The 25,170-nt window shown below is 67.3% G+C and carries 28 protein-coding genes; 13 read left to right on the top strand and 15 right to left on the bottom strand.

The features are described from left to right. Positions 1-285: 285 nt before the first annotated feature. From H5V44_RS18130 to H5V44_RS18145, 4 genes are all read right to left on the bottom strand, one after another. The gene (locus H5V44_RS18130) at positions 286-966 is read right to left on the bottom strand and encodes a hypothetical protein (protein WP_185192898.1); all 681 of its coding nucleotides are present in this window, start codon (positions 964-966) and stop codon (positions 286-288) included. Positions 967-1,109: 143 nt separating this feature from the next. Further along, entirely contained in the window at positions 1,110-1,421 is a 312-nt protein-coding gene (locus H5V44_RS18135) for a hypothetical protein (protein ID WP_185192899.1), read from the bottom strand. A 217-nt stretch (positions 1,422-1,638) separates the two neighbouring features. Further along, positions 1,639-2,241, bottom strand: a complete 603-nt coding sequence (locus H5V44_RS18140; protein ID WP_185192900.1) for a hypothetical protein — start codon at positions 2,239-2,241, stop codon at positions 1,639-1,641. Positions 2,242-2,361: 120 nt separating this feature from the next. Then, the gene (locus H5V44_RS18145; protein ID WP_185192901.1) at positions 2,362-3,801 is read right to left on the bottom strand and encodes an ArsB/NhaD family transporter; all 1,440 of its coding nucleotides are present in this window, start codon (positions 3,799-3,801) and stop codon (positions 2,362-2,364) included. Between the two features lie 300 nt (positions 3,802-4,101). On the opposite strand from H5V44_RS18145, the gene H5V44_RS09575 reads away from it, so the two are divergent. Further along, the gene (locus H5V44_RS09575; protein WP_185192902.1) at positions 4,102-5,106 is read left to right on the top strand and encodes a PrsW family intramembrane metalloprotease; all 1,005 of its coding nucleotides are present in this window, start codon (positions 4,102-4,104) and stop codon (positions 5,104-5,106) included. A gap of 48 nt (positions 5,107-5,154) precedes the next feature. On the opposite strand, the gene H5V44_RS09580 is transcribed toward H5V44_RS09575, so the two are convergent. After that, entirely contained in the window at positions 5,155-5,859 is a 705-nt protein-coding gene (locus tag H5V44_RS09580; protein ID WP_185192903.1) for a riboflavin synthase, read from the bottom strand. A gap of 155 nt (positions 5,860-6,014) precedes the next feature. Between H5V44_RS09580 and H5V44_RS09585 the strand changes: the two genes are divergently transcribed. Both H5V44_RS09585 and H5V44_RS09590 read left to right on the top strand, forming a co-directional pair. Beyond that, complete coding sequence (locus tag H5V44_RS09585) at positions 6,015-6,914, top strand: DUF7139 domain-containing protein (protein ID WP_185192904.1); 900 nt, start codon at positions 6,015-6,017, stop codon at positions 6,912-6,914. A 109-nt stretch (positions 6,915-7,023) separates the two neighbouring features. Continuing rightward, positions 7,024-8,052 (top strand): cell division FtsA domain-containing protein, encoded by a 1,029-nt coding sequence (locus H5V44_RS09590; RefSeq protein WP_185192905.1) that lies wholly within the window; start codon positions 7,024-7,026, stop codon positions 8,050-8,052. A 99-nt stretch (positions 8,053-8,151) separates the two neighbouring features. Here H5V44_RS09590 and H5V44_RS09595 read toward each other — a convergent pair whose 3' ends face one another. Continuing rightward, a complete protein-coding gene (locus tag H5V44_RS09595) occupies positions 8,152-8,586 on the bottom strand; it encodes a hypothetical protein (RefSeq protein ID WP_185192906.1) in 435 nt (144 codons plus the stop codon). Between the two features lie 153 nt (positions 8,587-8,739). Here H5V44_RS09595 and H5V44_RS09600 point away from each other — a divergent pair, with 153 nt between their 5' ends. Continuing rightward, positions 8,740-9,381 carry a metal-dependent hydrolase gene (locus tag H5V44_RS09600; RefSeq protein ID WP_185192907.1) on the top strand — a complete coding sequence of 214 codons (642 nt, stop codon included), beginning with the start codon at positions 8,740-8,742 and terminating at the stop codon, positions 9,379-9,381. A 60-nt stretch (positions 9,382-9,441) separates the two neighbouring features. Continuing rightward, positions 9,442-9,792 carry a hypothetical protein gene (locus H5V44_RS09605; RefSeq protein ID WP_185192908.1) on the top strand — a complete coding sequence of 117 codons (351 nt, stop codon included), beginning with the start codon at positions 9,442-9,444 and terminating at the stop codon, positions 9,790-9,792. 408 nt (positions 9,793-10,200) lie between these two features. On the opposite strand, the gene H5V44_RS09610 is transcribed toward H5V44_RS09605, so the two are convergent. The 6 genes from H5V44_RS09610 to H5V44_RS09635 form a co-directional block, all read right to left on the bottom strand. Continuing rightward, on the bottom strand, positions 10,201-13,257 hold the full coding sequence (locus tag H5V44_RS09610) for an FAD-binding and (Fe-S)-binding domain-containing protein (protein WP_185192909.1): 3,057 nt from the start codon (positions 13,255-13,257) through the stop codon (positions 10,201-10,203). Positions 13,258-13,319: 62 nt separating this feature from the next. After that, positions 13,320-15,089, bottom strand: coding sequence for an L-lactate permease (locus H5V44_RS09615; RefSeq protein ID WP_185192910.1), 1,770 nt, complete (start codon positions 15,087-15,089; stop codon positions 13,320-13,322). A gap of 312 nt (positions 15,090-15,401) precedes the next feature. Beyond that, entirely contained in the window at positions 15,402-16,055 is a 654-nt protein-coding gene (locus tag H5V44_RS09620; protein WP_185192911.1) for a sensor domain-containing protein, read from the bottom strand. Between the two features lie 84 nt (positions 16,056-16,139). Further along, positions 16,140-16,415 carry a DUF7521 family protein gene (locus H5V44_RS09625; RefSeq protein WP_185192912.1) on the bottom strand — a complete coding sequence of 92 codons (276 nt, stop codon included), beginning with the start codon at positions 16,413-16,415 and terminating at the stop codon, positions 16,140-16,142. Then, positions 16,412-16,741: a hypothetical protein gene (locus H5V44_RS09630; protein ID WP_185192913.1), complete on the bottom strand. Its 330-nt coding sequence runs from the start codon at positions 16,739-16,741 to the stop codon at positions 16,412-16,414. The genes H5V44_RS09625 and H5V44_RS09630 overlap by 4 nt, the downstream gene beginning before the upstream one ends. Continuing rightward, positions 16,738-17,088 carry an ArsR family transcriptional regulator gene (locus H5V44_RS09635; RefSeq protein WP_185192914.1) on the bottom strand — a complete coding sequence of 117 codons (351 nt, stop codon included), beginning with the start codon at positions 17,086-17,088 and terminating at the stop codon, positions 16,738-16,740. The genes H5V44_RS09630 and H5V44_RS09635 overlap by 4 nt, the downstream gene beginning before the upstream one ends. A 62-nt stretch (positions 17,089-17,150) precedes the next feature. Between H5V44_RS09635 and H5V44_RS09640 the strand changes: the two genes are divergently transcribed. Beyond that, positions 17,151-17,903: a sensor domain-containing protein gene (locus H5V44_RS09640; RefSeq protein ID WP_221625669.1), complete on the top strand. Its 753-nt coding sequence runs from the start codon at positions 17,151-17,153 to the stop codon at positions 17,901-17,903. A gap of 222 nt (positions 17,904-18,125) precedes the next feature. Next, the gene (locus H5V44_RS09645) at positions 18,126-18,488 is read left to right on the top strand and encodes a hypothetical protein (protein ID WP_185192915.1); all 363 of its coding nucleotides are present in this window, start codon (positions 18,126-18,128) and stop codon (positions 18,486-18,488) included. A gap of 317 nt (positions 18,489-18,805) precedes the next feature. Here H5V44_RS09645 and H5V44_RS09650 read toward each other — a convergent pair whose 3' ends face one another. Beyond that, positions 18,806-19,567 (bottom strand): hypothetical protein, encoded by a 762-nt coding sequence (locus H5V44_RS09650; RefSeq protein WP_246403891.1) that lies wholly within the window; start codon positions 19,565-19,567, stop codon positions 18,806-18,808. A 289-nt stretch (positions 19,568-19,856) separates the two neighbouring features. Here H5V44_RS09650 and H5V44_RS09655 point away from each other — a divergent pair, with 289 nt between their 5' ends. Together H5V44_RS09655 and H5V44_RS09660 are read left to right on the top strand one after the other, a co-directional pair. Continuing rightward, on the top strand, positions 19,857-20,150 hold the full coding sequence (locus tag H5V44_RS09655) for a hypothetical protein (RefSeq protein WP_185192916.1): 294 nt from the start codon (positions 19,857-19,859) through the stop codon (positions 20,148-20,150). A 19-nt stretch (positions 20,151-20,169) separates the two neighbouring features. Then, a complete protein-coding gene (locus tag H5V44_RS09660) occupies positions 20,170-20,553 on the top strand; it encodes a hypothetical protein (protein WP_185192917.1) in 384 nt (127 codons plus the stop codon). A 66-nt stretch (positions 20,554-20,619) separates the two neighbouring features. Here the strand turns inward: H5V44_RS09660 and H5V44_RS09665 are convergent, their stop codons facing one another. After that, positions 20,620-20,934, bottom strand: coding sequence for a hypothetical protein (locus tag H5V44_RS09665; protein WP_185192918.1), 315 nt, complete (start codon positions 20,932-20,934; stop codon positions 20,620-20,622). A gap of 309 nt (positions 20,935-21,243) precedes the next feature. Between H5V44_RS09665 and H5V44_RS09670 the strand changes: the two genes are divergently transcribed. Further along, positions 21,244-21,528, top strand: a complete 285-nt coding sequence (locus H5V44_RS09670; RefSeq protein ID WP_185192919.1) for a hypothetical protein — start codon at positions 21,244-21,246, stop codon at positions 21,526-21,528. 666 nt (positions 21,529-22,194) lie between these two features. Here H5V44_RS09670 and H5V44_RS09675 read toward each other — a convergent pair. Beyond that, the gene (locus H5V44_RS09675; protein ID WP_185192920.1) at positions 22,195-22,734 is read right to left on the bottom strand and encodes a hypothetical protein; all 540 of its coding nucleotides are present in this window, start codon (positions 22,732-22,734) and stop codon (positions 22,195-22,197) included. Positions 22,735-22,901: 167 nt separating this feature from the next. Here H5V44_RS09675 and H5V44_RS09680 point away from each other — a divergent pair, with 167 nt between their 5' ends. The 3 genes from H5V44_RS09680 to H5V44_RS09690 all read left to right on the top strand — a co-directional run bounded on the left by H5V44_RS09680 (position 22,902) and on the right by H5V44_RS09690 (position 25,123). Next, entirely contained in the window at positions 22,902-23,672 is a 771-nt protein-coding gene (locus tag H5V44_RS09680) for a DUF7847 domain-containing protein (protein WP_246403893.1), read from the top strand. A gap of 96 nt (positions 23,673-23,768) precedes the next feature. Continuing rightward, positions 23,769-24,221 carry an ArsR/SmtB family transcription factor gene (locus H5V44_RS09685; RefSeq protein ID WP_185192921.1) on the top strand — a complete coding sequence of 151 codons (453 nt, stop codon included), beginning with the start codon at positions 23,769-23,771 and terminating at the stop codon, positions 24,219-24,221. After that, positions 24,218-25,123, top strand: a complete 906-nt coding sequence (locus H5V44_RS09690) for a hypothetical protein (protein ID WP_246403895.1) — start codon at positions 24,218-24,220, stop codon at positions 25,121-25,123. The genes H5V44_RS09685 and H5V44_RS09690 overlap by 4 nt, the downstream gene beginning before the upstream one ends. The last annotated feature ends 47 nt before the right edge of the window (positions 25,124-25,170 follow it).

Genomic DNA, 25,170 nt, shown 5'->3' on the forward strand with positions numbered 1-25,170 from the left:
CCGGCCCAAACGGAGCATATCGTGACAACCCACGGCTTCCTGCAGTCCCCAGGGCTGCTCGCCTGGAGTCTCTTCTGGCTCTATCTGCTGCTGCTGTGTCTGGGCGGGTACAGTCTCTCGCGGACGTTCAAGCGGAAGGGTATCGTCATCGGGCACCTCGACGACCTGTTCCGGTTTCTGACCGACCTCCGCGTCTGGAGCATCCGCTACCGGAAGACGTACACCGTCATCATCACCGGAGTGTTGGCGGTGGTGTTCCTGGTCGCCGTCTACTGGGCGGAGACGCTACACACGTCGTTGTACGGGACCGAACAGGCGTTCACCGGACTCGTCGACTACGCGCTCTGGATCGCGGTCTTCGTCGTAACCGGCCTCCAACAGGGGGCCTACCCGAACAGCCTGGTCGCGCTCGTCCTCTCGGGGGTGTTTCCGGTAGTCGTCATCGGGTCCGTGTTCACGATCGTGCGGTTCACCTCCGAGCGGGCCCACGAGACGCTCATTACGCAGATGGCCGAGGGGAACATCGGCTCCCACCGGGTCATCGTGTTCAACTATCGGGAGATGTACGACGAGTTCATCGAGGTGCTGTTGGACCAGTCGGACGCCTTCGTCGTGTTGTTCGCAAAGGAGAATCACCTCCAGGACGCAAGGAGCTTCGTCGAGGGGCTCGATGAGACCGACACCCGCGACTACCGGACGGCCATCGAACAGCTGTCCTACTCCGAGGATCTCCTGTTCGAGCAGTACGACGTCCTCGAAAGCGAGGAACTGTACATCTTCCCGGACACCGAGGGGGAGACCGACTACGCCAACCTCCGGCTGGTGACGCAACTCAACCAGCACATCGACGACATCGAGAACAACCCCAACCGAACGGCCGACCCGCCGAGTACGGTGTGGCTGTCGGACAGCCGCAAGCTCACGGGGGTCTCCCACAGCCTCAAACCGACGGAGTTCCGCGACCACCTCCACGCGGTGAGCTTCCAGGACGACGTCCGGGACCTCATCCGGCTGAACGTCGGCGACCCGCTCCGGGAGTTGGAGGAGTACTTCAACCTCACCGACGCCGCCGACGTGCCGGCGTGGGTCGACGGGTACGGGCTCGAAAACTACACCTTCGACGCCGCGCCGCTCACCGAGTCGGAGCTGACCGCTCTTGAGGACGTCCGGACGTTCCGGGAGCGCCGGTTCGACCGGCGGGACGCCGTCACCCAGACGGAGTTGGCCGAGCGGAAGCGAGCCGCCTTAGAGGAGATCCGGCTCCGGCTCGCCGGGACGATCGCCGAGCGACCGACGTCCGAAATCGGGGTGTTGTACGGGCTGCTGACCGACGTGTCCGGGTCGAGCATCCCGATCGACTTCTCCTCGGCGTATCTCAACCAGCAGATGGAGACCGCGACGGCGACCGTCCAACTGACCAAACGCGGCGACGACGCGCTCGACGGGACGGAGGCCGAGCCCTCCGGCGGCGACATATTTATGATCAATTACAACGCCCGCGCCGAGGCGTTCGTCCTCTCGTTTGGCGATCACGCCGCGGAGGCGGACCGCCACCTGACGGTGTACACCTCGAGCAACCAGGTGACGCCCCAGGCGGAGGGCGATATCAACTACGCGGAGTACCGCTCGACACAACACCTACTGGAGATGCTGTTCTCCGAGACGGCGGACAGTCCGCGGCAGGTGAAACCGGGCGACAAGATCCTGCTGTTCCTGGACCACACGAGCGCCGACCCCAGCGTGGAGCTCCTCCGGATCCTGGACGCGATCGACAACCGACTGGACCGGCCGACGACCGACATCGATCACAACGACGTGCTCCTCGGAGTCGAGGCCGATCCGGGGTCGAGCAACGAGGAGTACCGGTATCTGGCCGTGGACAAGGTGCTGCAGACCAAACAGACCCAGCGGCTGTTCCTCCACAACCTCGTGCAGTTCCGGACGAGTCGGCCGGCGCAGGAGCTGATCCAGGAGGGCAGGTGGGACCGCCGGGAGGCGGTCGACTGGGCGGTCGAGAGCGCGTTCTACCTGCGGGAGTTCAGGGTCGATGACCTCGCCACGCTCGAGGAGATGGAGACGACGACCGACCGGGTGGCGGACACGGAGTTGCGCGATATCGTCGACGAACAGCGCGAGTACGGCCGCCACGACATCATCCCGTTCACGACGCTGACGCTCGATCGAACCCCCGACGCCAGCGCTCCGCTGTCGGTTCGGCTCGACGAACCGACCCGTGACCACCGGATCACCGACGACAATACCTCCTGTCGTTCCCACGGATCTGAGCGAGCCACGAACCGGGGCGGAGCGACCGGATCGGGACGGGTGCGCCGACCGCGGCGTGTCCCGGCGCCACTGAAGTCAGTACGGCCCGATCAACACCGACAGCAACACCCAAAGGAACACGAGGAACAGGCCGATCGAGAGGCCGGTGAACACGAAGTGGAGGATGCCGTACCGGACGAGGTCACCCCGACCCGGGAACGACATCTCCTCGACGAGTTCCGGGAACGTGTCCCGCTGGCGACGCCGCTGGATGCGCAGTTGGTTGAACCAGATGAGCCCCGCGAGGGCACCGACCTGGGTCACGTAGGTTCCGATGTTGAGGCCGGCCAGCGAGGCCTGAATGAGGATGGTTCGGGTCACCGACGATGCGAACTCGACCTGCGACAGCACCGTCGCCACCAGCGCCGCGGCGGGGAGGTCGTTGAAGATGTTGACCATAACGCCCGAGCCGAACACACCCACGACCGCCGACCGTACCGGCGAGCTGCCGAAGAAGGACTGTACGGCGGGGATGATTGTCGTCTCGACGAACGGCGTCCCGCCGAACGCCTCGGCGAACACGAAGAACGTCATCCCGAAGAAGAACACCCCGTAGGGAAGTCGCTTGAGCGGCTCTGTGACCGGCTCCTCGTGGACATCCGCGCGCTGCCAGTAGAGCAGCGCGATGAGGATGCTGGGGATGGCACACCAGTACAGCGACAGCCGAACGAACGTCACCACCGCGACGAGGACGACGAACGTCGCAAAGATGAGGATCCAGTTGCGCATCTGAGTGGTAAAGTACGGCTCGGGGACCTGGTCGGGCATCGAGTACTCCGGCTGGATGTGCAGGTCGTCGAACAGGCCCGTGCGCTCGCTCTCGGTCGCCCGGATGATGAGCGTGATGAGCAGGAACGACGACCCGAACGCGACGACCGCGGGCAGGATCATCAGCGCGAGGTAATCGAAGAAGTTGATGCCCAACTCCTCGGCGAGGATGATGTTCGTCGGCGACCCGATCAGCAGCCCCATCGACAGCGTGTTCGCGGCGACGAACTGCGACAGGAGGATCGGTTTGGTGTTTCTGATGCCGGCCTGGAAGCAGATCTCCACGATGACTGGCGTCAACACGAGCACGACGATGTCGTTTGTCGTGAACAGCGTGACCGCCGACGTCATCGTGAACATATACAGCACCAACCGCGTCGAGTTGCCCTCGCAGATGGCGACGATCTTGTACGCGAGATAGCTGAAGAAGCCGGACACGCCGAGACCTTCGGACATAATCCCGAACGAGAAGATGAGGACGATGATGTCCAGTTTCTCGGCGAAGGCGGTCCGGACCGCCGACGTACCGACGATCGAGAGCCCCACCGCGACCGCGAACGCGACGACGGGCACCCACCAGTCGCGGTCGATGTTGAACCGCTGCCGAACCCGCCGTTCGAAGGCGGTCCGCCTGTCGGTCACGATGAGCAGTACCGACACCACGGTCAGTCCGAGGATGAGAGCCGGGGTCGGGAGTCCAAAGACCATACGATCACGACCTACCCGCCGTCGACGGCCGCACCACACCACCGCCCCGACCGGCGAACTGTCCTGTCACTGTTTGTTCTGCCGTGGTGGATCATATATAACCTGTGGAGATCACGAGGGCACGCGGTGTTCGGATGGGCGATGGCCGGTCGGGGATCCACCGTCGGGTGGGCTCGGAGGAGGCCGACGGGGGCTTCCGGTCTCCGCTTCCCCCGAGTCGTGACGACTCCGTGCTTATCCGAACTGTACTCCGAGGACGGGGCCGAAAGCATTAGGCGGCGGGGGCGTAACCCGCTCGCAATGAGCCAGCCGCGGGATCCGATCGAGGAGGCGGCGGACGACTCGATGGACCTCTACGAGGTCGCTACCTGGGAGGCCCGGAGCCGACTCGACAGGGTCGCCGAGATCCTCTGGTGGGCGGCCGCCGGCTCCGCCCGGCTGGCCGTCATCGGGGTCGCCTTCCTCCTCCTCGTCGGGATCGGCGGGTTCGCGGCGATCACCGACCCCGAGATCGGACTACTCACAGTGCTTTCGGCCGTACCGGCGGTCGGGCTCGCGGCGTACGTCTACTCCACCGACGTCACCTCGAGCGAGCCGGTGTCGCTTCTCGTTGCGACGTTCCTGCTCGGCGTGCTGACCGCGAACTTCGCGGCGCTGCTCAACACCGCCCTCCGGCCGTTCTTCGGCGGGCTCGGCGGGATCGGGATGATACTGTTCTTCTTCATCGTCGTCGGGCCGGCAGAGGAGGGCGTAAAGCTGCTCGCAGTCCGGCTGTACGCCTACACCGACGACCGGTTCGGCGCCGTCCTCGACGGCGCGGTCTACGGCGCGATGGCGGGGCTGGGCTTTGCGGTCATCGAGAACGCGCTGTACATCACCCGCCAGCTGCCCGCGACCGAACTCGACCTCGGACTGGGGCTGATCGGGGCGGGCGGCGGGATCACTGCGATCCGGGCGCTGGCCGGTCCGGGACACGTCATCTACTCCGCGATCGCGGGCTACTACCTCGGGCTCGCGAAGTTCAACCCGGGGCGTCGGGGACCGATCGTGGTGAAGGGGATCCTGATCGCGGCGTTCGTCCACGCGACGTACAACGCCACGGTCGGGATCGGGTCGGGGGTGATCGGGCTGATCACCGGCCTCTCGGGGTTCGCGCCGTTCCTGATCTACGTGGTCATCTACGACGGGATCCTGGCGCTGTTCTTACTCGGGAAGATCCAGCAGTACCGCGACAGCTACCGGGAGGCCCACCGGCCGGCGCCGACCGAGTCCGACTTCGAGTCGGAGTTGACCGAGTTCGAGTGAGCGAGGCCGCCGAAGCGACTCACAGAGATGCGAGGAAAGCCCACGGCTTTAGCCGTGGGAGGAATCCGACTCGCCGGCGACGCGGTCGGCGTAGCCCTCGATCATCCGCTCTGCGTACTTCGCGATCACGTCGACCTCGACGTGGACCGGGTCGCCGACGGACTTCTCCGAGAGGTTGGTGAGGTCGTAGGTGGTGGGGATGATCGCAACCGCGAACCGGTCGGCGCCGCGCTCCGCGACGGTGAGGCTGATGCCGTCGATCGCGATCGACCCCTTCGAGACGACGTACCGCTCGACGTCCTCGGGGAGGTCGAACTCGAAGAGCCAGTCGTCGCCGACCCGCTCGATCCCGGTGATCTCGGTTGTGGTGTCGACGTGGCCCTGGACGAGGTGGCCGTCGAACCGGCCGTCGGCCGCGAGCGCGCGCTCTAAGTTCACGGCGTCGCCCGCCGCGACCGAGCCGAGATAGGTCTTCTCGATTGTCTCGGCCGCGAGGAACACCTCGAACTCGGGGGTCGGCTCCGTCCGGAACGCCTCGACGGTGAGACACGCGCCGCTGACGGCGATCGACTGGCCGTGGTGGAGGTCGTCGTAGGAGACCGCAGCGTCCGCGACGCTCGCGTCGGTGTCGTCGTCGGCATCGGACGCCGCCGCCGTTCCCGCGGCGTCGACCGCGATGCGGAGCCGGCGGCCGCCTTCGTCCTCGGTCGCCTCGACCACGGTGCCCGTGGTCTCGATGATTCCGGTGAACACACGCCCAGTTGGGGGACGGCGCCGAAAAGCGTCCCGGAACCGGGGCGGTCGTGGCGGCGGAGGACGGACGGGCCCGTCCGTTCGACGGGGACGGTCCCCCGTCCGAGGACTGTCGCGGGGCGAAGCTATTTGCGCTTCGTCACAATCGTACAGGTATGGAGCGAAACGGTCTCGGGGAACTCCTCCACGAGTGGCACCGGCAGTTCATCGGGCCGGTGACCGACAGTCGAACGGTGTACGCGGGCTTTGCGCTCTTCTTCGCGGGCGTGGGCCTGATCGTCGTCTCGATCGCGACCTTCCTCTGGAGCACCACCACCGACCCGACGGGGAGGTTCAAGTTCGTCCTCTGGGAGCTGGCGGTCCTGACCGGAGCCTCAGGGATCCCGGCAGTTCTGTTGGGCGTGACGGTGCTTTTGCCCGTCTCGCGTCGGGTCGATGCGGCGGGAACTATCGGCGTCGTGGTCTGTATCGCGGGAACAGCGTGGTTCTCACAGGTGTATCCGGCGGCGTGGTACCCCAACGCGAGCGCCGTCGTCGGCGTGTACGCGCTCGGCGCGGTCGTCGTCGTCGCGACCGCCGGCACCGCACTCTCCAGTTACCACGCCGAACTGACGGGGCGGCGGGTCGCACGGGAACAGCTCGACGACGACGGGACTGCTGGCGGCGACGCGGACGGCTCGTCGAGCGGCGAGACAGTCACCGACGAGCAGGTCCAGGCCGACATCGAGGAGGCGATGTCGGGCGCGGAGGTCAACTGGGGCGGCGTCGAGCGCGACTCGGGGCGGTCGATCACGATCCGCTCCTCGGAGGGCGACGAGTTCGAGGCCCCTGACCCCGACACGGTCGAAGCGACCGAGTCCCGCGGCGAGAGCGTCGACGACGCGGTCGCGGGGCTCCAGGGGCTCCGCGGCGAGGGGCCGAAGACCGAGAGCAGTTCCTCCGGAACCGACGAGCAGGCCGACGCCCTGGCGGAGCTTCGAGCGACCCGCGAGCAGTCCGAATCGACGGACGACGACGGGGGAATCGTCGATACCGTCCGGTCGCTGTTCCGGTAACCGACTGCGTACCGGCCGCCGAGGCGGGGACCGTGGGCCCGGCGCGCTGCTGTCATCGCGTTCACAGATGGCACTGAACATTTTTATCCACGCCTTCTGAGGGTGACGTATGGCCCGAGGACTAGACGTCGGTACGATGAACATCATCTCCTCCCGCCCCGAGGGGGATGGAACCACCTTCGTACAGCAGCGGAACTCGTTCGTCGAGATCGAGTACAGCGATATGGCCGAGCAGATGCTGTCCCGGAGCGAAGTCCTCCACATCCGGAAGGACGACAAGGTGTACGTCGTCGGCGACGACGCCCTGAACTTTGCGAACATCTTCAACAAGGAGACCCGGCGCCCGATGGAGCAGGGGATCCTCTCCAGCGAGGAGGCCTCGGCGATCCCGATGATCAAGCTCATCACCGAACAGGTGGTCGGCGCGCCGGAGGAGCCGGGCGAGAAGATCTTCTTCTCGTCGCCGGCGGACCCCGTCGACTCGGAGCTCTCGACGCTGTACCACCAGAAGACGCTGGAGTCGATGCTGTCGGACACCGGGTTCGATCCCGAACCCATCAACGAGGGGATGGGGGTGATCTACAGCGAGCTCTCGGACAACAACTTCACCGGGCTGGGCGTCTCCTTCGGCGCCGGGATGACGAACATCTGCCTGGCGTACTACGCCGTCCCGGTGATGAAGTTCTCGATCGCCCGCGGCGGCGACTGGATCGACCGCCAGGCCGCCCAGGCCACCGGCACCCCGGTCGACAAAGTCACCTCGATCAAGGAGGACGACTTCAAGCTGGATTTCACCACCGACGTCGGCGGCGTGGAGGGCGCGCTGTCGATCTACTACGAGAACCTGCTGGACTACGTGATCGAGATGATCGCCCAGGAGGTCGACGAGGAGGACGTCGAGGAGGGCCTCGACGTCCCCGTCGTGGTGACCGGCGGGACATCGAGCCCCGATGGGTTCGAGGAGCTGTTCGCCCAGCACCTCGAGGACACCACGATCCCGTTCTCCATTAGCGACGTCCGAAGCGTCGACGACCCGCTGTACAGCGTCGCCCGCGGGGCCCTGGTCGCGGCCCGTTCCGAGGAGGAGTCGGGTGGCGGCAACAGCAGCGCGGCCGCAGAGCAGGCCGCCGAGGACTGACGCGGATCGGGTCGTCGGTCCACGCGCTCCCCCGAGGAAGGGGTCGCCCGGCTGCTCGCGACGACGGCCGGGAACGCCGGGCGCTCCGCCGCGGCGTGATCACGCCTCCTCGGCGTCAGCCGGGCGGTCGGACTCGGTCTCTGAAGCCGTCGTTTCGGTACCGTCCTCCGTACCCGCCTCGTCGTCGTCCGTCGACCCGTCGCCGCGATCCGCGTCGGCGGCGTCCGTCGCCCCCTCCGGATCCGGATCGCCCGCGGGAGGTGACTCGGCGTCGGCCTCCGACTCGGACGCCTCTCCCGCGTCGTCGGGGGCCGGCGCCCGCTCGCCCGCGACGTCCCCGTTCGACTCGCCGTCCGTCTCCGCGTTGGCCCTCCGGAACCGTCGGAGCGCGTCGTCCCACGTCTCCTCGCCGTCCGAGACCCGGGTGTGGTCGGACTCGACGTCGGCGAACCGACACTGCTCGCAGTAGACCGACTGAACCTCCCCGTTCAGGGAGATCCGGGTGAGTCGGGTGCCGCATCGAGGGCAGTCCATACGCACCGTTTCGGAGACGGTGGTAATTGGTGTAACGCCCGTGCGGCGCCTCCGGTCGCGGCACCGCGCGCTGCTGTGGGAGTGCCGGCGGATCGAATCGACCGTCTCCGACGACGCGAAACGGTCTTGCCGCTGGTGCCCGTACAACCGGCAATGATGGCCACCACACACGCCCTCGCGGGCGTCGCCCTCGCCGTGCTCGTCGGGACCATCTTTCCCGGGAGCGCGGCCGGCACCTCGCTGGCCCCCGTCGCGGCGGCCGCGGTCGGCGGGTTCTTCCCGGACTTCGACCTGTATGCGGGCCACCGGCGGACGCTACACTTCCCGGTGTACTTCAACGTCGCCGCCGCGGTCGCGTCGGTCGGCGCAGTCGCCGCCGCGGTCATTGCCCCGAGCCTCGCCCTCGCCGCCGCGTCGGCGGCGCTGTTTCTGGCCGCCGCGGGCGTCCACTCCGCGATGGACGCGGTCGGCGGCGGGCTCGAGTTGCGGCCCTGGCGTGAGGAGTCCGACCGCGCGGTCTACAGCCACCACCACGGCCGGTGGATCCGACCGCGGCGGTGGGTGCGATACGACGGCGCCCCCGAGGACCTGCTCGTCGCCGTCGCGTTCGCGGCACCCGTGGTGTACGCGGTCGACGGCGCCGTCGAGACGGGCGTCCTCCTCGCGGTCGGGGTCTCCGCAGTGTACGTCGTCGTCCGCAAGCCGATGGTGATCGCCACACAGGAAGTCGTCGACGCGCTCCCGGAGCGTATCGTCGACCGCTTGCCCGGGCGGTTCGTGGACGACTTCCGGTGACGATGCCAGCGGGTTGCGGCGTGAAACAGGCTCAAGACGCTCGATGCCCTCTGCTCCAATATGGCGACGGATCCCGACGACGGAGGGTCGACCGCGCCCTGCGACAAGTGTGAGGAGTCGATCCCGACGGACGCGGATCGGTGCCCGGTCTGTGGCTACCGCCCGGCGGGCTACAGCCCCGAACTGTTGCGCGTCGGGGAGGCCTTCTTCGCGCTCGCGGCAGCGGTCTCGCTCGTGATCCTCGTCACCGGCGTGGCCGGAGTCGTCCCCGAACCCCCCGTGCTCCCCGCCGGCGCGTTCTCGAAGATGGCGATCATTATGCCGTATACGACCGGGATCTCCGGCTTCTTCGCGTACTACATCCACGGGAAACGGCAGACGAAGCCGACCGACAGCAGCGCGTTCGGCTGACCGCAAGGCGGGGCCCGCCGCCACAGCGGTCCCCCGGAGCACCCTGTGGATTACGCCGACCCGGCGCGGTTCGTGATCGGGATCCCGACCAACACGACCGCAGCGCCGAGCACCGTCACGTCGTCCGCGGGTCCGATCCGCCGAACCACCCCCTGATCGCACTCATCGGACCGAGAGACGGCAGTAGCGCCGCTCGGGACTCGAACGCGACGCCGAACCCGATTCCGAGAACCGCTGCCGCGGGTGCGCCGGGGCAGAAGTGCCCGATTCAGTCGTGTGGTCGCCGGCACACTCCGAGAGGTCGGCCGCGCGTATGACCGCGTTGGGGCGCCTGATAGCTCGGCGCCCGAGGCGGAGCCACCACGGATCCGGTCGACACGTGCCGTCGGCCACACAGTACGGCACGGCTCACGCGTTCCGTGCCGCGTCGACGAGCTCGATCGGGTGCGGGGGCTCCTCGCCGTCCAGTTCCTCGTGTGCGGCAAGCTGGGACCGGCAGGACGCCCCCGGGGCCACGACGCGGTCGCCCGTCGAAGCGTCCACCTGGTCGAACAGCAGGTCGCGGATCGCGACGCTCATCGAGACGTGCTCCGCCTCGTACCCGAAGCTTCCGGCCATCCCGCAACACGTCGAGTCGAGCGGATCGACCGCGTACCCCGCCCGCCGGAGGACGCCCACGGCGTGGTGGTCCTTCCGCGTGGCCTTCTGGTGGCAGTGGCCGTGGTACGTCAGGTGGCCGTCCGCTCGCCCGAACTCGATCCGTCGGTCGAGGTCGTGGACGTCGAGGTACTCACACACTCCGTAGGCATTGTGTGCGACGGCCTCGGCGTCGGCGCTCGTGAGAAGATCCAAGTAGTCGTTCTGGTACATCACCGCATCCGAGGGCTCGATGGTGACGACGTCCCAGCCGTTCCGGACGCGCGGCGCGAGGGCGGAAACGTTCGCCGCTGCGGTCGCCTGTGCGCGGTCTAGCATACTCTTCGAGAACGCCGGGCGACCGCTGTCGGTAACCCCGTTCGGGAGGCGAACGTGGACGCCGGCGGCCTCCAACACGCGCACCGCCGCCGCGCCGACGTCCGGGTGACTGTAGTTCGTGTACGGATCGGGGACCAGCAGCGCCCTGCGGTGTGCCTCGTCGGCCGGGACCGCCGACCCGCCGCGGTCGGTCATCCAGTCGACGAACGTGCGCCGGCTGAACGACGGCAGGTCCCGTTCGGCGGCGATCCCGAGCGTCCGCTCCATCAGCCACCCGACCCCCGGGACATCCATCGCCCAGTTCGAGACGGGCGCAAACAGGCTTCCGGCGCGGAGCACGGATTCGACGTTGGCGAACAGCCGGTCCCGGAGGCCGATCCCCTCGCGTTGGTGGTGTTCGTGGACCACCTCGGCTTTCAGCTTCGCGAGGTCGACCCCGCTGGGACAGTCGTTCTTACACCCCTTACAGCCGATACAGAGGTCTAATATCTCCGTCATGAACTCCTCGTCGGTCGGGTCGGCGGGGAGGTCGCCGCTCATCGCCGCCCGGAGGGCGTTCGCACGGCCGCGCGTGCTGGTGATCTCCTCGTCTGCCGCCCGGTAAGTCGGACACATCACGCCGCCGGTGGTCTCCTGGTGACCGGTACACCCCGCACACCCGTGGCACAGTTCGACCATCCCCTGGAACCCGTTGTCGTTGTCCCACTCGAGGACGGGGTCGAATCCGGCGTCGAACTCGTAGCCGGGGTCGTACCGCAGGTCGTCGGTGGCGTCGTGGTCGCCGCAGACGGTCCCCGGGTTGAGCAGCCACCCCGGGTCGAACGCGGACTTCAGGTCCCGGAACGTCTCCCACAGCGCGTCGCCGTACAGCTTCCGGTTCCACTGGGTGCGCGCCCGGCCGTCGCCGTGCTCGCCGGAGACCGACCCCCCGTACTCGACGACCAGGTCGGTGATCGCCTCCGAGAGCTCGTACATCGTGTCGAGTTCGTCGTCGGACTTGAGGTTCAGGAGCGGTCGGATGTGGAGAACGCCGGGCCCCGCGTGGGCGTAGTAGGCCGCGAACGTGTCGTGGGCCTCGAACAGCTCCTGGAGGTCCGCGACGTACGACGGCAGCGCCTCGGGGGGCACGGCGGTGTCCTCGACGAAGGGCCAGTGCTTGTCGTCACCCGTGTTCGACAACAGGATGGGGAGCCCGGCCTTTCGCATCTTCCAGAACCGCGCCTGCCGGTCGTCGTCGTACGCCTCCAACGCGTCGACCGCGTGGATCGGGGCGTCCGTCGCGGTCCGGCCCCCGGCCGTTGCGTCGGCGTCCGGCAGCCGGTCGGCGAGGAGTTCCTCGGCCTTCCGGCGGCCGGCCTCGGGGGTGTCGGCGTAGAACTCGACCAGAAGCGTCGCGTCGGTGCCCTCCGGCAGCGTCGCCACGAGGTCGGCGAACTCCGGCGTGTCACGCGCCATATCGAGCAGGACGTCGTCCATCACCTCCACGGCCGCGGGGTCGTGTTCCAGGATCGGAGCGACGTCCCGCATCGCCGACACCACGCCGTCGTAGGTGAGCATCACGACCGCCGTCTCCGGCGGGATCGGCTCCAGCGAAACCGTCGCCTCGGTGACGATGGCGAGCGTTCCCTCGCTTCCGGCCAGCAGTCGGGCCAGGTTCACCGCCCCCCGTTCCCTGGCGTCGTCGATCAGCATATCAAGGTTGTACCCGGAGACGTTGCGCTTCAGCGGCGGATACCGCGCCTCGATCTCCGCGGCCTCCTCGTGGAGGATCCGACCCACCTCGGCGTACACCTGCGCCTCGATCGGGGAGCCGGCCTCGCGCGCCGCCACCGCCCGGTCGTGGAGGTCGTCGACGTCGACCCACCCGAACGTCGTGCGGGTGCCGTCCGCGAGCACCACCTCACAGGATTCGATGTACGCGTCGGTCTTGCCGTACTTCAACGAGTGGGCGCCGGTGGTGTTGTTGCCGATGGCGCCGCCGAGGACGCTCTTGTCGCCCCACGCGGGGTCGGGGGCGAACTTGAGTCCGTACGGTTCGACCGCGTCGTTCAACCGGGCGATGGTGACGCCCGGGCGCGCCCGGGCCGTCCCGGCGTCGGGGTCGACGTCGGTAACCTCGTTCATATACCGTTTGAAATCGAGAACGACCGCCTCGTTGACCGCCTGCCCCGCCAGGCTGGTGCCGCCGCCGCGCGGGAGCACCGGGACGTCCTCCGCCGCACAGTACGTCATCACCGCCTCGACGTCGGCGGTCGACCGCGGCGCAACCACGCCGACCGGGCGCTCCCGGTAGGCGCTGGCGTCGGTCGCGAACAGTTCCCTCGTGTACGAGTCGAACCGCACGTCGCCGTCGACCCGGTCGTCGAGTGTTTCGACCAGTTCCGCCGCCTCGACGTCGTCGCTGCAGTAGTCGTAGGCGGCCCTCCGGTCGGAAGCCGGGTCTCCCCGGGACGTGGCTCGATCGTCGTTCGTCGTGTCTGATGTTGTCATCTGGTTGAACGTGTCGGGGGTCGAACCGGCACCGTCACCGAGTCCCCGGGCTCGACGCCGTGTCAGAAGCCGTTCGGAACCACCACGTACGCGAGCAGCAAGGTCAGTATACCGGTCGCAACGCCGTAGTAGGCGACCGGAATCAGTTCGAGTCTGATGACGCGGCCCTCCTCGCCGATGAGCCCGACCACCGTGAGCGCCGCAACCACGTTGTGAATCGCGATCAGGTTGCCGATGGCGCCGCCGACCGCCTGGCCGGCGACGATGACCTGCGTCGGCGCGCCGATCTGTTGGGCAGCCTGGTACTGGAACAGCCCGAACAGGATGTCGCTCACCGTGTTCGACCCGGCGATGAACGCGCCGAACGCACCGATGAATCCGGAGAAGAACGGGAACGCAGCGCCGGTCGCGCCGGCGGTCAGCTCCGACAGCAGACCGAGCATCCCGCTCGACAGCGGCGCCGTCTCCAACACCACGGCGCTGCCGGTGCGCTGCATAATCATCACCGTCGCGACGGCAAACCACAGCGCGACCACCGCGGGCGCGATGTTACGGATCGCCTCCGACCACGAGGCCTTGATCTCGTCGGAACTCATCCCGTGCAGCGCGTACGTGATCACCGCGACGAGCACGAACAGGCTCCCCGGCAGGTAGAACAGTTCGATCCCCTCGGAGAAGGGGGTGCCGAGGATGTTCTCCCAGACGAGAACGCCCGTGCTCGCCAGGAACGACTGGAGCGGGCCGACGACCCGCGTCACCACGAGCAGCGCCGCAACCAGGACGTACGGGAGCCACGCCGTCGCGAGCGACATCCCCTCGCCGCGACCCGTTCCGGTAGTGACCGTTCCGCCGTCGGCGGCGACGGTCCGGTCGCCGCGGGCCCCGCCGACGCCCTGGCCGGGTTCGATGGAGCCGACCCAGTGGTCCGGCCACTGGGACTGCGGCCCGAAGTCCCAGTCGTCGTCGGGCAGGAAATACCCCGCGCGTAGCGTCGCCGTGACGACCAGGAGGCCGACCATCGCCCCGAGGAGGGCGGGGAACGTCGGACCGAGAAGCACCGCCGTCGCGACGTACGGGATCGCGAACGCCGCCCACGCGAACAGCGCAAGCGGGAGGATCTCGATCGCCGGCCGGATCGACCGCTCCTCCCCGAAGAAGCGGGTCATCATCGCGACGCCGATGAACGGGATGGCGATGCCGACTACGGCGTGGATGAGGGCCGCCCAGACGCCGATCTGGGCGACGTAGGCGCCGACGCTCTCGAACCCGCCCTGTGTGACCACCTCCCGGGCGGCACTGGTCCCCTCGGCGAACACGACATCGCGCAGCCCGATGATCAGGGGCGTTCCCACCGCGCCGAAGGTGATCGCCAGGATGTTTCCCGTCAGGGCCACGACGACGGCCGCCAGCGGCGGGAAGCCGAGGCCGACCAACAGCGGACCGACGATGGCGGCGGGAGTGCCGAACCCGGCAGCCCCCTCGATGAACGACCCCATCAGGAACACCAGCAGGATCACCTGCACCCGGCGGTCGTCGCTGATCTGTGAGAACCCGGCGTTGATCACGTTGAACGCGCCGGACTGCTTGAGCGTGTACAACAGAAGGATCGCCCCGAAGACGATCACTAGGATCCGAGTAGCGGTCATCGCGCCGCGGATCGACGCGGCGGCGATAAGCGTCGGCGACATGTTCCACCCGACGAACGCGGCGACCGCCGCGAGCGCCCACGCGATCGGCATCGTCCGGGTGGCGGGTTGATAGAGCACGACCATCAGGACCGCGATGGCGACAAGCGGCAGCAGTGCCAACCCGACTGACGTCGCGCTAACCATACGTCTCCCCGCGGCGTCCCCGTCGGCACTCGCCTGCGGTACTGGCGTCGATCGTCCGGACGCGGGTGAAGACCCGCTTTCCGACCATCGGCTGCATACGGGGCCACCCTATGTAACGAAATATATTAAACGTAGTTCCTGCCGGTGGTCCGCAAGCGGGGGGTCCGACCGGGGCGTGCGGTGCTGTCGGCCGCTCCCCGGAGCGGGACCGCAGCCCGCGACCGGTCGTTCCGGACTGCGATGGCGGGGGTTATCCGCGCGCCGCACGCCTCCGATCACGATCGGACTCCCCTCGCGTCGTGGTCCGCGCGGTCACGGGTCCGCCTCCCGGCCGACCGACAGCAGCACGTCGGTCATCATCCCGCCGGCCGTGGCGAGGGCGTTGCACACGTTACAGACGACCCAGACGCCGATCGCTCCGAGTCCGGCAACGGCGAGAGCCTCCGGTAGGGTGGAGACGACGAGCCCGCCGATCCGGTAGCTGACGTTCGGGTCGTCGTACACTGCGGGCGCGGCGAGCATCGCCACGACCATCGTGCTGCCGGTGACGGTGATCACGAACGCCGCCAGCCCGTAGAGGAACTTCAGGAGGACGACGGCGACGCTGGTCCACGTGGTCGGCGCCGCGAGAAACCGCCGCAACGCGGCGACGTACCCGTCGTCAGTGTCGAGCGACCGGCGCAGCGAGCGGGGATGAGCCGTCTCGCGGCCCAGCAACCGCTCGGCGAGACGGGCTTCCAGTCGCGCGGCGGCAGTCGTCGCGATGAGGGTTCCGACCAGTATGGGGATGCCGACGACCGTGAACGCGAGTCCCACCCCCAGCGAGGACGCCGTGGTGAACACGACGAAGTACGCCAGCCCGAGCGGGAACGCGAGCAACAGGTACACGAGTCGTTTGTACGTCGATGCGCGGATCGGCGCGGTGACGAACCGGTGGAGGGCGTCACGGGGAATCGCTTCGGTCATGCGCTACGGGTGTACCGACGGCCGGAGGTAGCATATAACCGCGAACAGGGCTGTTCGATCGGCAAACCTGCGAAAGTTTTATGTTCAGTGATCGAACGTCCGGTAGATAGCGAGTAGCCCGACGGCGTGCGACAGCGTCGCCCACAGCAGGGCCTGCGCGTCCGGCAGCGACAACAGCGGGGCGAGCAGCTCCACGACCACGGGCGGGACGACCGCGATGGCCACGATGCCGACGCCCAGCCCACGCATCACCGGACTGTCGTTGCGCCGGTATCCGCGGAGGGCGAGCGACGCGACGACCACGCCGAGGAGAGTTGTCAGAGCGACGCTGACCGTCGCGACCGTCTCCAACGCGCTCATCGGCCCCCCCAGTAAATCACGCCGAGGATGACGAGGAGTCCGGCTGCCTCGACCGTCGTCGTCGACAACACCCGTACCGGCGGGGCCACCGCGAGGACGTTGCCCGCAACGAGCCGGATGAACATCGGTGCCGGGGCGAGCAGGAACATCCCGACGGCCAGCAGCAGTATCGGCTTCGACCGCGACCGCACGTACCCCCGCAGGAATCGGTAGGTGACGAGCACGGCGAGTACGGTCGCGACGAGAAAGGTCGCGAGCGCCGCGACCGTGGTTACCGTCGCGCCGCCCTCCACGGTCACCTGTAGCAACGTGTGAGTGCGTGTCATCCGGTGAACTCCTCGTAGAGCCGTGTGAAACGGTCGGCGGGCGGTTCGCGCCTGTCGACGGCGACCTCGATCCCCGCGTTCGTGAACTCCACTTCGACCCGCTCGACCCGAGCGGAGTACGTCTTGTAGTGGTGGCCGTCCGGGTCCAGTTCCTGGTGATCGACGAGCAGGTCGCGGTCCTCCAGCCGGTCGACGAGGCGGTACACCGTCGAGTCGTCCGCCCCACAGCGGTCACTCAGCGCCGCGACCGACCGGGACTCCTCCCTCGTTTCGACCAGAATCGTCCGGACGTTCTCGTCGTCGAGGAGCGACAGCAGCTCCTCGTCCCGCTCGCCGGCCGAGTCCATCGTCCCGGCGTTGTGGCGGTGCCCGTATTAATTTCAGCCCCGTCTGCCGACGTTTTTAGCCGATGGCCGTCCAACCCGTGTCCGTGATCCCGTCGCTGCCCTCCCTGCAATCCCTCGCTGCCGCGCCGGTACGGGCCCGGACCTACCGCCACCTCCTCTATCTCGGATTGATGTTTCCCCTCGGGATCGTATATTTCGTCGTCCTCGTGGTCGGGTTCTCGATCTCCGCGTCGCTGGTCGTTCTGCTCGTCGGACTCCCGCTGCTGGCCCTGACGCTGCTGCTCGTGCGCGGCTTTGCGGCGGTCGAGCGCCGGCTCGCGAACCGCCTGCTCGATGCCGACATCGCCACACCGGCGTATCCGTTCCGGAGCGGCAGCGTGTCCGAACGCGTTCGGGCGCTCCTGGTGAACCGGCGGACTTGGCTCGAATGTGGCTACCTCCTGTCGAAGTTCCCGGCCGGCATCGGCGCGTTCGTCCTCCTCGTCACCGGCCTGACGACGTCGCTGGCGTTCATCGCCACGCCGGCGTACTACGACACCCCGGGCGGACGTGTCGGCGTCTTCCTGGCCGACCCCCTCACCGTCTCGCCGTCGCTGTCGGTGCCGTGGGGCGACGTCCTGGTCGGAATCGAGTTCGCCGTCACGGTCAGCGACTGGGCCGTCGATTCGTTGGGCGACGCGCTCGCGTTTTCGGTTCTCGGGGCCGTCTCGTTGCTCGTCACGTTGAACCTCACCAACCTCGCGGCCTGGCTGTTCCGCCGGTACACGCAGGCTCTTCTCGGCGATCCGGCGGCGGCCCGGATCTCGGAGTCCTGACCGGCGTCCGGCTGAAGGGCCCCGTCGCACGACCGACTGCTCGGCGCCTACGTCGGCGTTCCGGGGTCGGAGTTCGATAGGGTGCCGGCCCGGATCGACCCACTCAACGGTCCCGACCTCGCGTATCGACGCCCGGCGGGGCCTGCTACCGGCAGCGGCCGGCTGCAATCAAATCCCCTCCGCTCGGCAGGATTATTACCGGGATGGCGACAACCTCCAGGCGTGAATCCGCACAAGTCCCTCCTCGTCGCAGTACTGCTCGGCGCCGCGGTCGGCGGTGTCGTCCACGCGTTCCTGCTTCCGGACTGGTTCTTCGCGGCCGGCATCGCAACGATCTACGCCGGGGTGGTATACTTTTACGCCACCTACGGGATCACGCTGCTCGGAGAACACGTCACGTTCAGGGACGGGCCCGACAGACTCGGCCACGCGGTCGGTCTGTTCGGCTTGAGCACGACCCCGCTGGCACTCGTCGAGTACGTGTCCCTTCGAACCCCCGAGACCGTCGGTGTGCTCGTATGGACGACGGGAACGATCACCTATCTCCTCCTCGTCTCGTCCGCGCGGACCCAGCGGCGGCAGTGAGCGTCGGCGGGCGTCACGTCGCCCACCGAAAGCGGCGAAGTTCGCCCGTGTGGTCGGGCGCGCGTAGTGCGCGAGAAGGATCCCGGCACGACCCGTCGCGAACGGATCTATCGAACGACACAGTGGCACACATACGCATATAGACGCTATAGGGCGGGGCTTCCACTGGAAGTCGCGTCACGCCCGAACTGTCGGAGCGGTCGTCGGCAGCGCTGCCGTTCGGAGTTCCGTGGGCTTCCGACTGGAGAACACGAGCGGCACGGAGACGGGGTGACTCCGAAGCGACGCCGGCCGCCAGCCTGCCACGGGCGATACCGTCACGCGGCCGAGGCGCCGGTTCGGGGCTCGGATCGGTCCTGTGCGGTCCGGAGCTGCGTGAACGCTTCGGCGAGGATGCCGAGCAGGAGCAGCGAGAACGGCAGCGTGAGCGTCCCGGACGCGAGCGTCGCGAGCGCCGGCCCAAACGACGCGGTGAAGACAGCGCTTGCGACCGCCGACAGCACGCCCGGAACGACGGTGATGCCGACGAGGACGATCACCAGCAGGCCGAACAATCGGAGCCAGTTCCCCCGCGTCACGCTCCAGCTACTCCGGAACGCGGCGATGAAACTCTGGTCTTCGGCCGCGATGTAGAGCAGCGTGAAGATGAACGCGACGTAAGCGATGATCCCCGGCACGACGAACAGCACCGAGCCGACGAAGATGAGCAGGCCGAACGCGAGCGACCCGACGATCGAGTTGACGAGCACGTACGGGATGTTGCGCGTGTAGAACTCGGTCGGAATCGTCCGCGCGTGGCCCCCGACGAACGTCCGGATCGCAACCACCGTGAGATACTGCAACAGCACCAACGTGATCACCGCTCCGCCGGCTGAAACGGCAATCGGAAGTCCGACGGTCGGGAGAGCGGAGGCGCCGCTCGGGGCGGCGGACTGCCCGACTGCCGCCACAACTGCACTGTAAAACAGGACCTGCCAGGCCGCACCGACGAGCACGTACGCCAGCGCTAACAGCAGGCCGTTTCGGTTGAGACACCGACCGATACCGCCGGTCAGCGACGTTCGGATCTGGAGGGACATTTCGTCTCAGTTCCGTCTTACACGGCTGGGAACATAGGCACGCTGGATGATTCAACGCGGATTTTACCCTTCGGAGCGGCTTCGGCTCGCGTTCGGCGCGCACCTGCTGAACTACTGCGTCGACATCGAACGAGGGTCGCCCGGAGTCGGGGCGAGCGGCGTTCGCTGGGGTCCTTCCGGCTCCCCCGGAGGGCCGCTCCGGGGTACTCCGGCCGAGACACCCGAGAAGACTGATATCGGCGTGTGAGTCTCCGGTAGTGTCTCAACCCCACGGCACGCGGGGTCGTACGTGCTCTCCAGAGTACGGAATGGCCTGTTCCGTGAGCCGTCCGGGCGGCCACAGACGCTCGTGATGTTCGGCGGGGCGGTCGTCCTCTCCGGCCTCGCCGGCTACGGGTACGTGGTCGGTGGAACCAGGTTGGTCTGGACGGTGGCGATGGCGGTCGGGTTCGCGCTTTCCGGCGTCGCCGAAGCGTTGCCTGCGGGACGACGACGGGCAGCGGGTGGGCTACGGATCGCCGCGATCGTCCTGATGCTGAGCCTGATCGGCGTGGTGGCTTTCGCACCCGAGTACGTCGTTTGATGATGGATAGCATACCGTAATGTCGAGAGCCCCGTGGTGGTTCGGTGTCGTTCTCTGTCCGGTAGTGCCGGCGTTGTCGCTTCTCTCCGGGGCTGCGTCCCGGACGTTCGTCGCGGTATCGGGGTCGGGAGCCGACCTGAACGTCGGAGTCGGTGTCGCGTCGTTCATCCTGGGGGTGATCTCGTTTTGGGGTGGGATACTCGTCGGGGTGATCGTCCTCGTCTGTTTGCTCGGAGACGTTCGGGCGCTCAGGCGGGCGCCGGGGTGGTCCCCAAGCATCGCCTGGCCACTGGCCGGGATCGTCCATCTCGCCGGCGTCGTCCTTCCGGCGGCGTTCGCGCTCTCGGTCCCGCTTCTCTCGTACTACCTGTACGGACGGCGCGAGCACATCTCGACGGGCTGACGCTCGCTACGTGCCGCGGTCAGTCGGTATCACAACGAGCGTGGGGTGCGTCCGATGGGTGACCCGTTACCCGATCGCGTCCCCGCCCCCATCCGGATCGTCGCTCCGTCGCCACCGCACGCCGGCGAGGAGACCGATCGGAACGCATCCGGCGGCAAGCGCGAGGAGGAAAATCTCCATAACTCCGGAGGCGGCAGTCGAAATCTGCAGGAAGCTGTACGCCAACCAGAACGATCCCACACAGATCGTCACGTAGAACCGACGGCGGGAGCGGGTACCGGCGCGATACTTGTAGACGGTCGCGACGAGGACGACCGCCCACGCGGCTCCGACGGCGGCCCCGAGTACCCAGTCCGGGACGTCGAGGATCGACTGGAGCATTGCCGGAGGAGTGGTCCGAGGATCAAACAAGGTTCTGAATGCTCCAACTACCGTTTCACTCACCCCCGCTTTCGCACCTCGGCCGCTCGTGCTGTCGGCGGCGTCCCGCCACAACAGGCACGCGGACAGGACGGACGACGGCGTCCTGACGGATCTCGGGGCTACCGCAGACTCGTCTTCGACGTCGTCGACGCGGCTGGCGACGGGCTACAGGTCGCACACCCGGTGGAAGCCGCCGGCTCCCGTGGAGTGTGAACTGTGCGGTACAATTATTACGGAGTAATCGAAACGTTCGCGATGGTGGTATGTATGACCACACCAGAGGCGGACGGCGGGCGGTTCCAGGCGTTCGACCGGAATAACACCCGATCAACCCAGCTTTGGTGGTGTCTCGAAGGGATCGTCGGGGCGGGCGTCGCCGGACTCGTCGTTCTGGTTTCGTACTCGGCGGTGACCGATCTGACGGCGGCGCTCGGGCTGCTGTCCTCGACGGCGATCGCGTTCCTCGTGCTCCTCGCGTGGGTCTCGGTGTGGAGCATCATCGCAGCCACGCGGGACCACCTAAGGACGGCTCCGGAAGCGCGGCGCGGTTGATGACCCGTCTGGGGGAACTGTGCGGGACGACGGGGTCGTCGGCCTCGCGAAACTCCCGGCACCCGGCTGGCGAGTGCGCCGTGCCGACCGGCGGTTCGGGACGCGGACTCGGTGCTGTCCCCGTTCAACTCCCGATGAGAGCGACTGCCCCTGCCATACCGAGAAACAGCAGGCCGAATCCGGCAGCCGCGGCCGGAACCGACGTTTGAAGTAACGCCCCCCCCAGCGAAGGCTCCGGCGCCGCCGATCGCAGCACCGGCCCGGCTTCCCGCGGAGTCCCCACGCGATCGGGCAAGCCACTCCTGACGGTGTGCAACTATCAGGGACGTCACGACCGCATAGAGCGGGAACAGTGAGGCCCTAATCAGCGTGTCTGCCGTAGTCGCAACCGCGAGTGAACCCGTAACGACCGATCCAACGGCTACTGACACGGCGTACCGGAGAGCGGGGGGCATACTCCGGTGTGGGGTAACGCCGGAAAAAGACTCTGACGATCGGATACACGGCCCGGGAACGGTCGTCCGGAGCGAGGAACGGGTGGGGGCTGACTCCGTTCGGGACGGCCCTCCTGGAGCGCGGTCCGCGATAGGAGTTTCCGCGACTGCGCCCGTTTGCCCGTGTGTATCCGGGATCGTGGAATTCACATCCACCCGATACCGCTCGCTATCACCCCACCGCGGTGGACTGATTCGACGCGACCGGGGTCTTCCGTGCGAGTTCGTAGAGCCGATGGCATCCGGGGTTCGGTCCGGTCGATCCCGCGCTACAGTGGGCGATTCGCCCGTTCAGGTAGACTGCAACGCGCTTGCCGGTCACCCCGCCGGGCGCATCGATCTCCAGCCGATACGCGATCTCTCCCTTGCAGGACGTCGTGCCGTTCGACGGCTCGATCGTTCGGACGACCGCTCGGTACGTGACGATGTCCGCGTTTTCGGGTGACGTCCGCGCGACCTTCGCCGTGAGTTCGGCGTCCGGCGACGCGGTTTCGACGACTCCCCGGTAGACGTTGGTGCCGCCTGCGCCGCTCTTCGAGGCCGCAAACGACCGGATCTCGCCGCGGCACCCACGGTCGGTGACGGCCAGTGAGTCGACCTCCGGGGTCGGCTCCGGCGGGTCCGGCTCGAACGGCCCGGCGTCGGTGGCGTACGCAGCACCCACGAACAGGGCCGACGTGGCGATGACTGCAACGAGGACCTGTCGCTGCACACCGCAGGCTGTCGGAAGAGGAATAAGAGTCTTGTGTGTGGTTTTCGGACGGTGGACACTGCCTGAACGCGCCCCCGAACGTCGCGGATTCGGCCGCACGAAGGTGGCTCAAATCTAATTTTAATGCTTCAAGCGTTCTAATATGGCTCCGTGACGACGTGGACGTGATGGCCGTTGTCGCCGCGTTCAACGACGGAGCCGCTGCCTCAAAGAGACAGTCGGTGCTACTCGTTGCCGGGCTGGTTCCCGGGGCCGGCAGCCAGCTCCGACACGTCGACGACCTCGTCGGGTCGCCGGTGCTCTCGGCGGGGGCGTCAGTGGCGTGGCTGGTCGCTTTCCCGTTCGTGCTCGGAACTGCCCGCGACGCGGTCGAGGGACCGGGCGTTTCACCCGCTCGGATCGTCACCAGCGCCCGGACGCATTACCTCCGGCCGGTTCTGGCAACCGTACTGTTCGTGGGTATCGTCCTCGGGGCCGGCAGACTGCTCGGAGTTGCCGGACTCGTGTTCGGGATCGGAACGACCGCACTCACAGCGGCACACGAACTGCTCGCCGTCGCTGCCGGCATCGGCTCTATGCTCGTGTGGCTGGCGTCCGTACTCGTCGTCTGTCTGTTCGTGCAGTTTTACGACGCCGCGACCGTCGTCGAGGACCACGGCGTGACGGGGGCGTTCCGGAGCAGCGCCCGACTCGTCCGTGCGAATCTCACAAGCGTCGTCGGGGTCTCGGAAATCTGGCTCGTCCTATCGAACGCCTTCCGCATCCCCGAGTTCGTGCGCAGAACGGTACTGATCGGTCGCACCCCCCCAGACGCTCCCGGCTGCCGTTCCGCTCGCGGTCGGCGTTGGCCCGTCGGCGGCGGGCGTCGCGTACTTCTACACGCGGCGTACTATCTGCGACTGATCGCTACCACGGCCCCTTTGGGGCGAGGAGGATGATCGCTCACTAACAACTACGTACGACCACCGCGAAGGGCCACTGCTCGCACCGGAACGGAACTGACCCGAACGACGCATCCCCGCATTCGACACACGATGCCACGACTCCTCCCGACACAGACGGACGCGACGATCGAACGAAGCGACTCCCCGACCGTCCTGAGTCTCGACGACGACGACACCAGGGACGTGATCGAAGCGCTGTCCTCCGAAACGGCCTACGGGATCTTCCGTCTGCTCAACGAGACGCCGGCGACGCCGGCACGGATCGCCGAACAGCTCGATCAGAGCATACAGAACGTTCACTACCACCTGTCAAACCTCGAATCGGCCGGCGTGATCGAGGTCACGGACACGTGCTACTCCGAAAAGGGGCGTGAGATGAGCGTGTACGTCGTGTCCGAGGATCCGACGCTGCTGTTTCTCGGCACGGAGGACGACCGGCCGAGTCTCAAGCGCGCGTTCAGATCCTTCGCCTCGCTGCTCGGCCCCCCGTCGATCCTGCTTGCGGCCGGCGAAGCAGTGTCGCAGCTACTCACTGGCGAATGACCGACCGACCCGAGTTCCCGAGCCGGCAGGCGAATTCCGTCGAGAACGCACCGACGAGCAGCGCGGCACCCACGATCAAAGCCCGGGACGACCTCGAGGGGTGCGGCTGTCTCGACTGTCGGAACGTCGGGACTGTCAGCGTCAATCGGACCGTGCTCGACATGCTCGTGTGGTCCGTTCGGCTGTTTCGATCCCACCGGTCGATCGTCGTCTTCGCGGGCGTGGTCATCCTCGGCAAGCGACTCCTCGGAACCGGACTGGTTACCGCGCTCCCGACGCCTGTAGTCGGGACGATGGAAGCCGTAACCGGGTTCGTCTTCGTCGTCCTGATCCGCGCTTACGTGGGAACGATCGCCGCCAGCGAACTCACCGACACCCCTGTCACGGTGTGCGGCGGGCTACGTCGAAGCGTTGCCAGAGCGCCGGCGCTGGTCGGCGTCGTTGCGCTCGTAGTTCTTGCAGCGATGCTGATTCCGTTCGTCCTGTCGCTTCCGGTCGTTCTCCTGGCCGGGGGCCTCGCTGCTATGTCGCTCGAGACGGTCGGATTCCCCGTCATCGCGGCGGTCGGGGGGGTCGTGTTCGCAGTCCCGTTTCTGCTCCTCGTCTTCAAGCTGTGGTTCGCGCCCGAAGCGTGCGTCATCGGTCAGTACGGCCCGCTCGAATCGCTCCGGGTGAGTTGGCGGATCACGGGGAACTACCACAGTAGATTCGTCCTCATCGTCCTCATCGCCGTCGGGAGCGCGATCAGCCTCTCCCTTCCGGCGTCACTCCCGGAACTGACGACAGGACTGTCACCGGCACCGCCGGTGTTGGACGCCATTTCCTCGAGCGTCGGTGACTTCGTCTCCGTTCTGTGGGCGAGTGCGTACGCACACATCTACGTCCAAAGCGTCGTCTCGTAGTGTCCCGTCTCACTCGTGGCTACGCGGGAACATCGGCTCGGACGCTC

Source organism: Halobellus ruber, assembly GCF_014212355.1.
GTDB classification, from domain to species: Archaea; Halobacteriota; Halobacteria; order Halobacteriales; family Haloferacaceae; genus Haloquadratum; species Haloquadratum rubrum.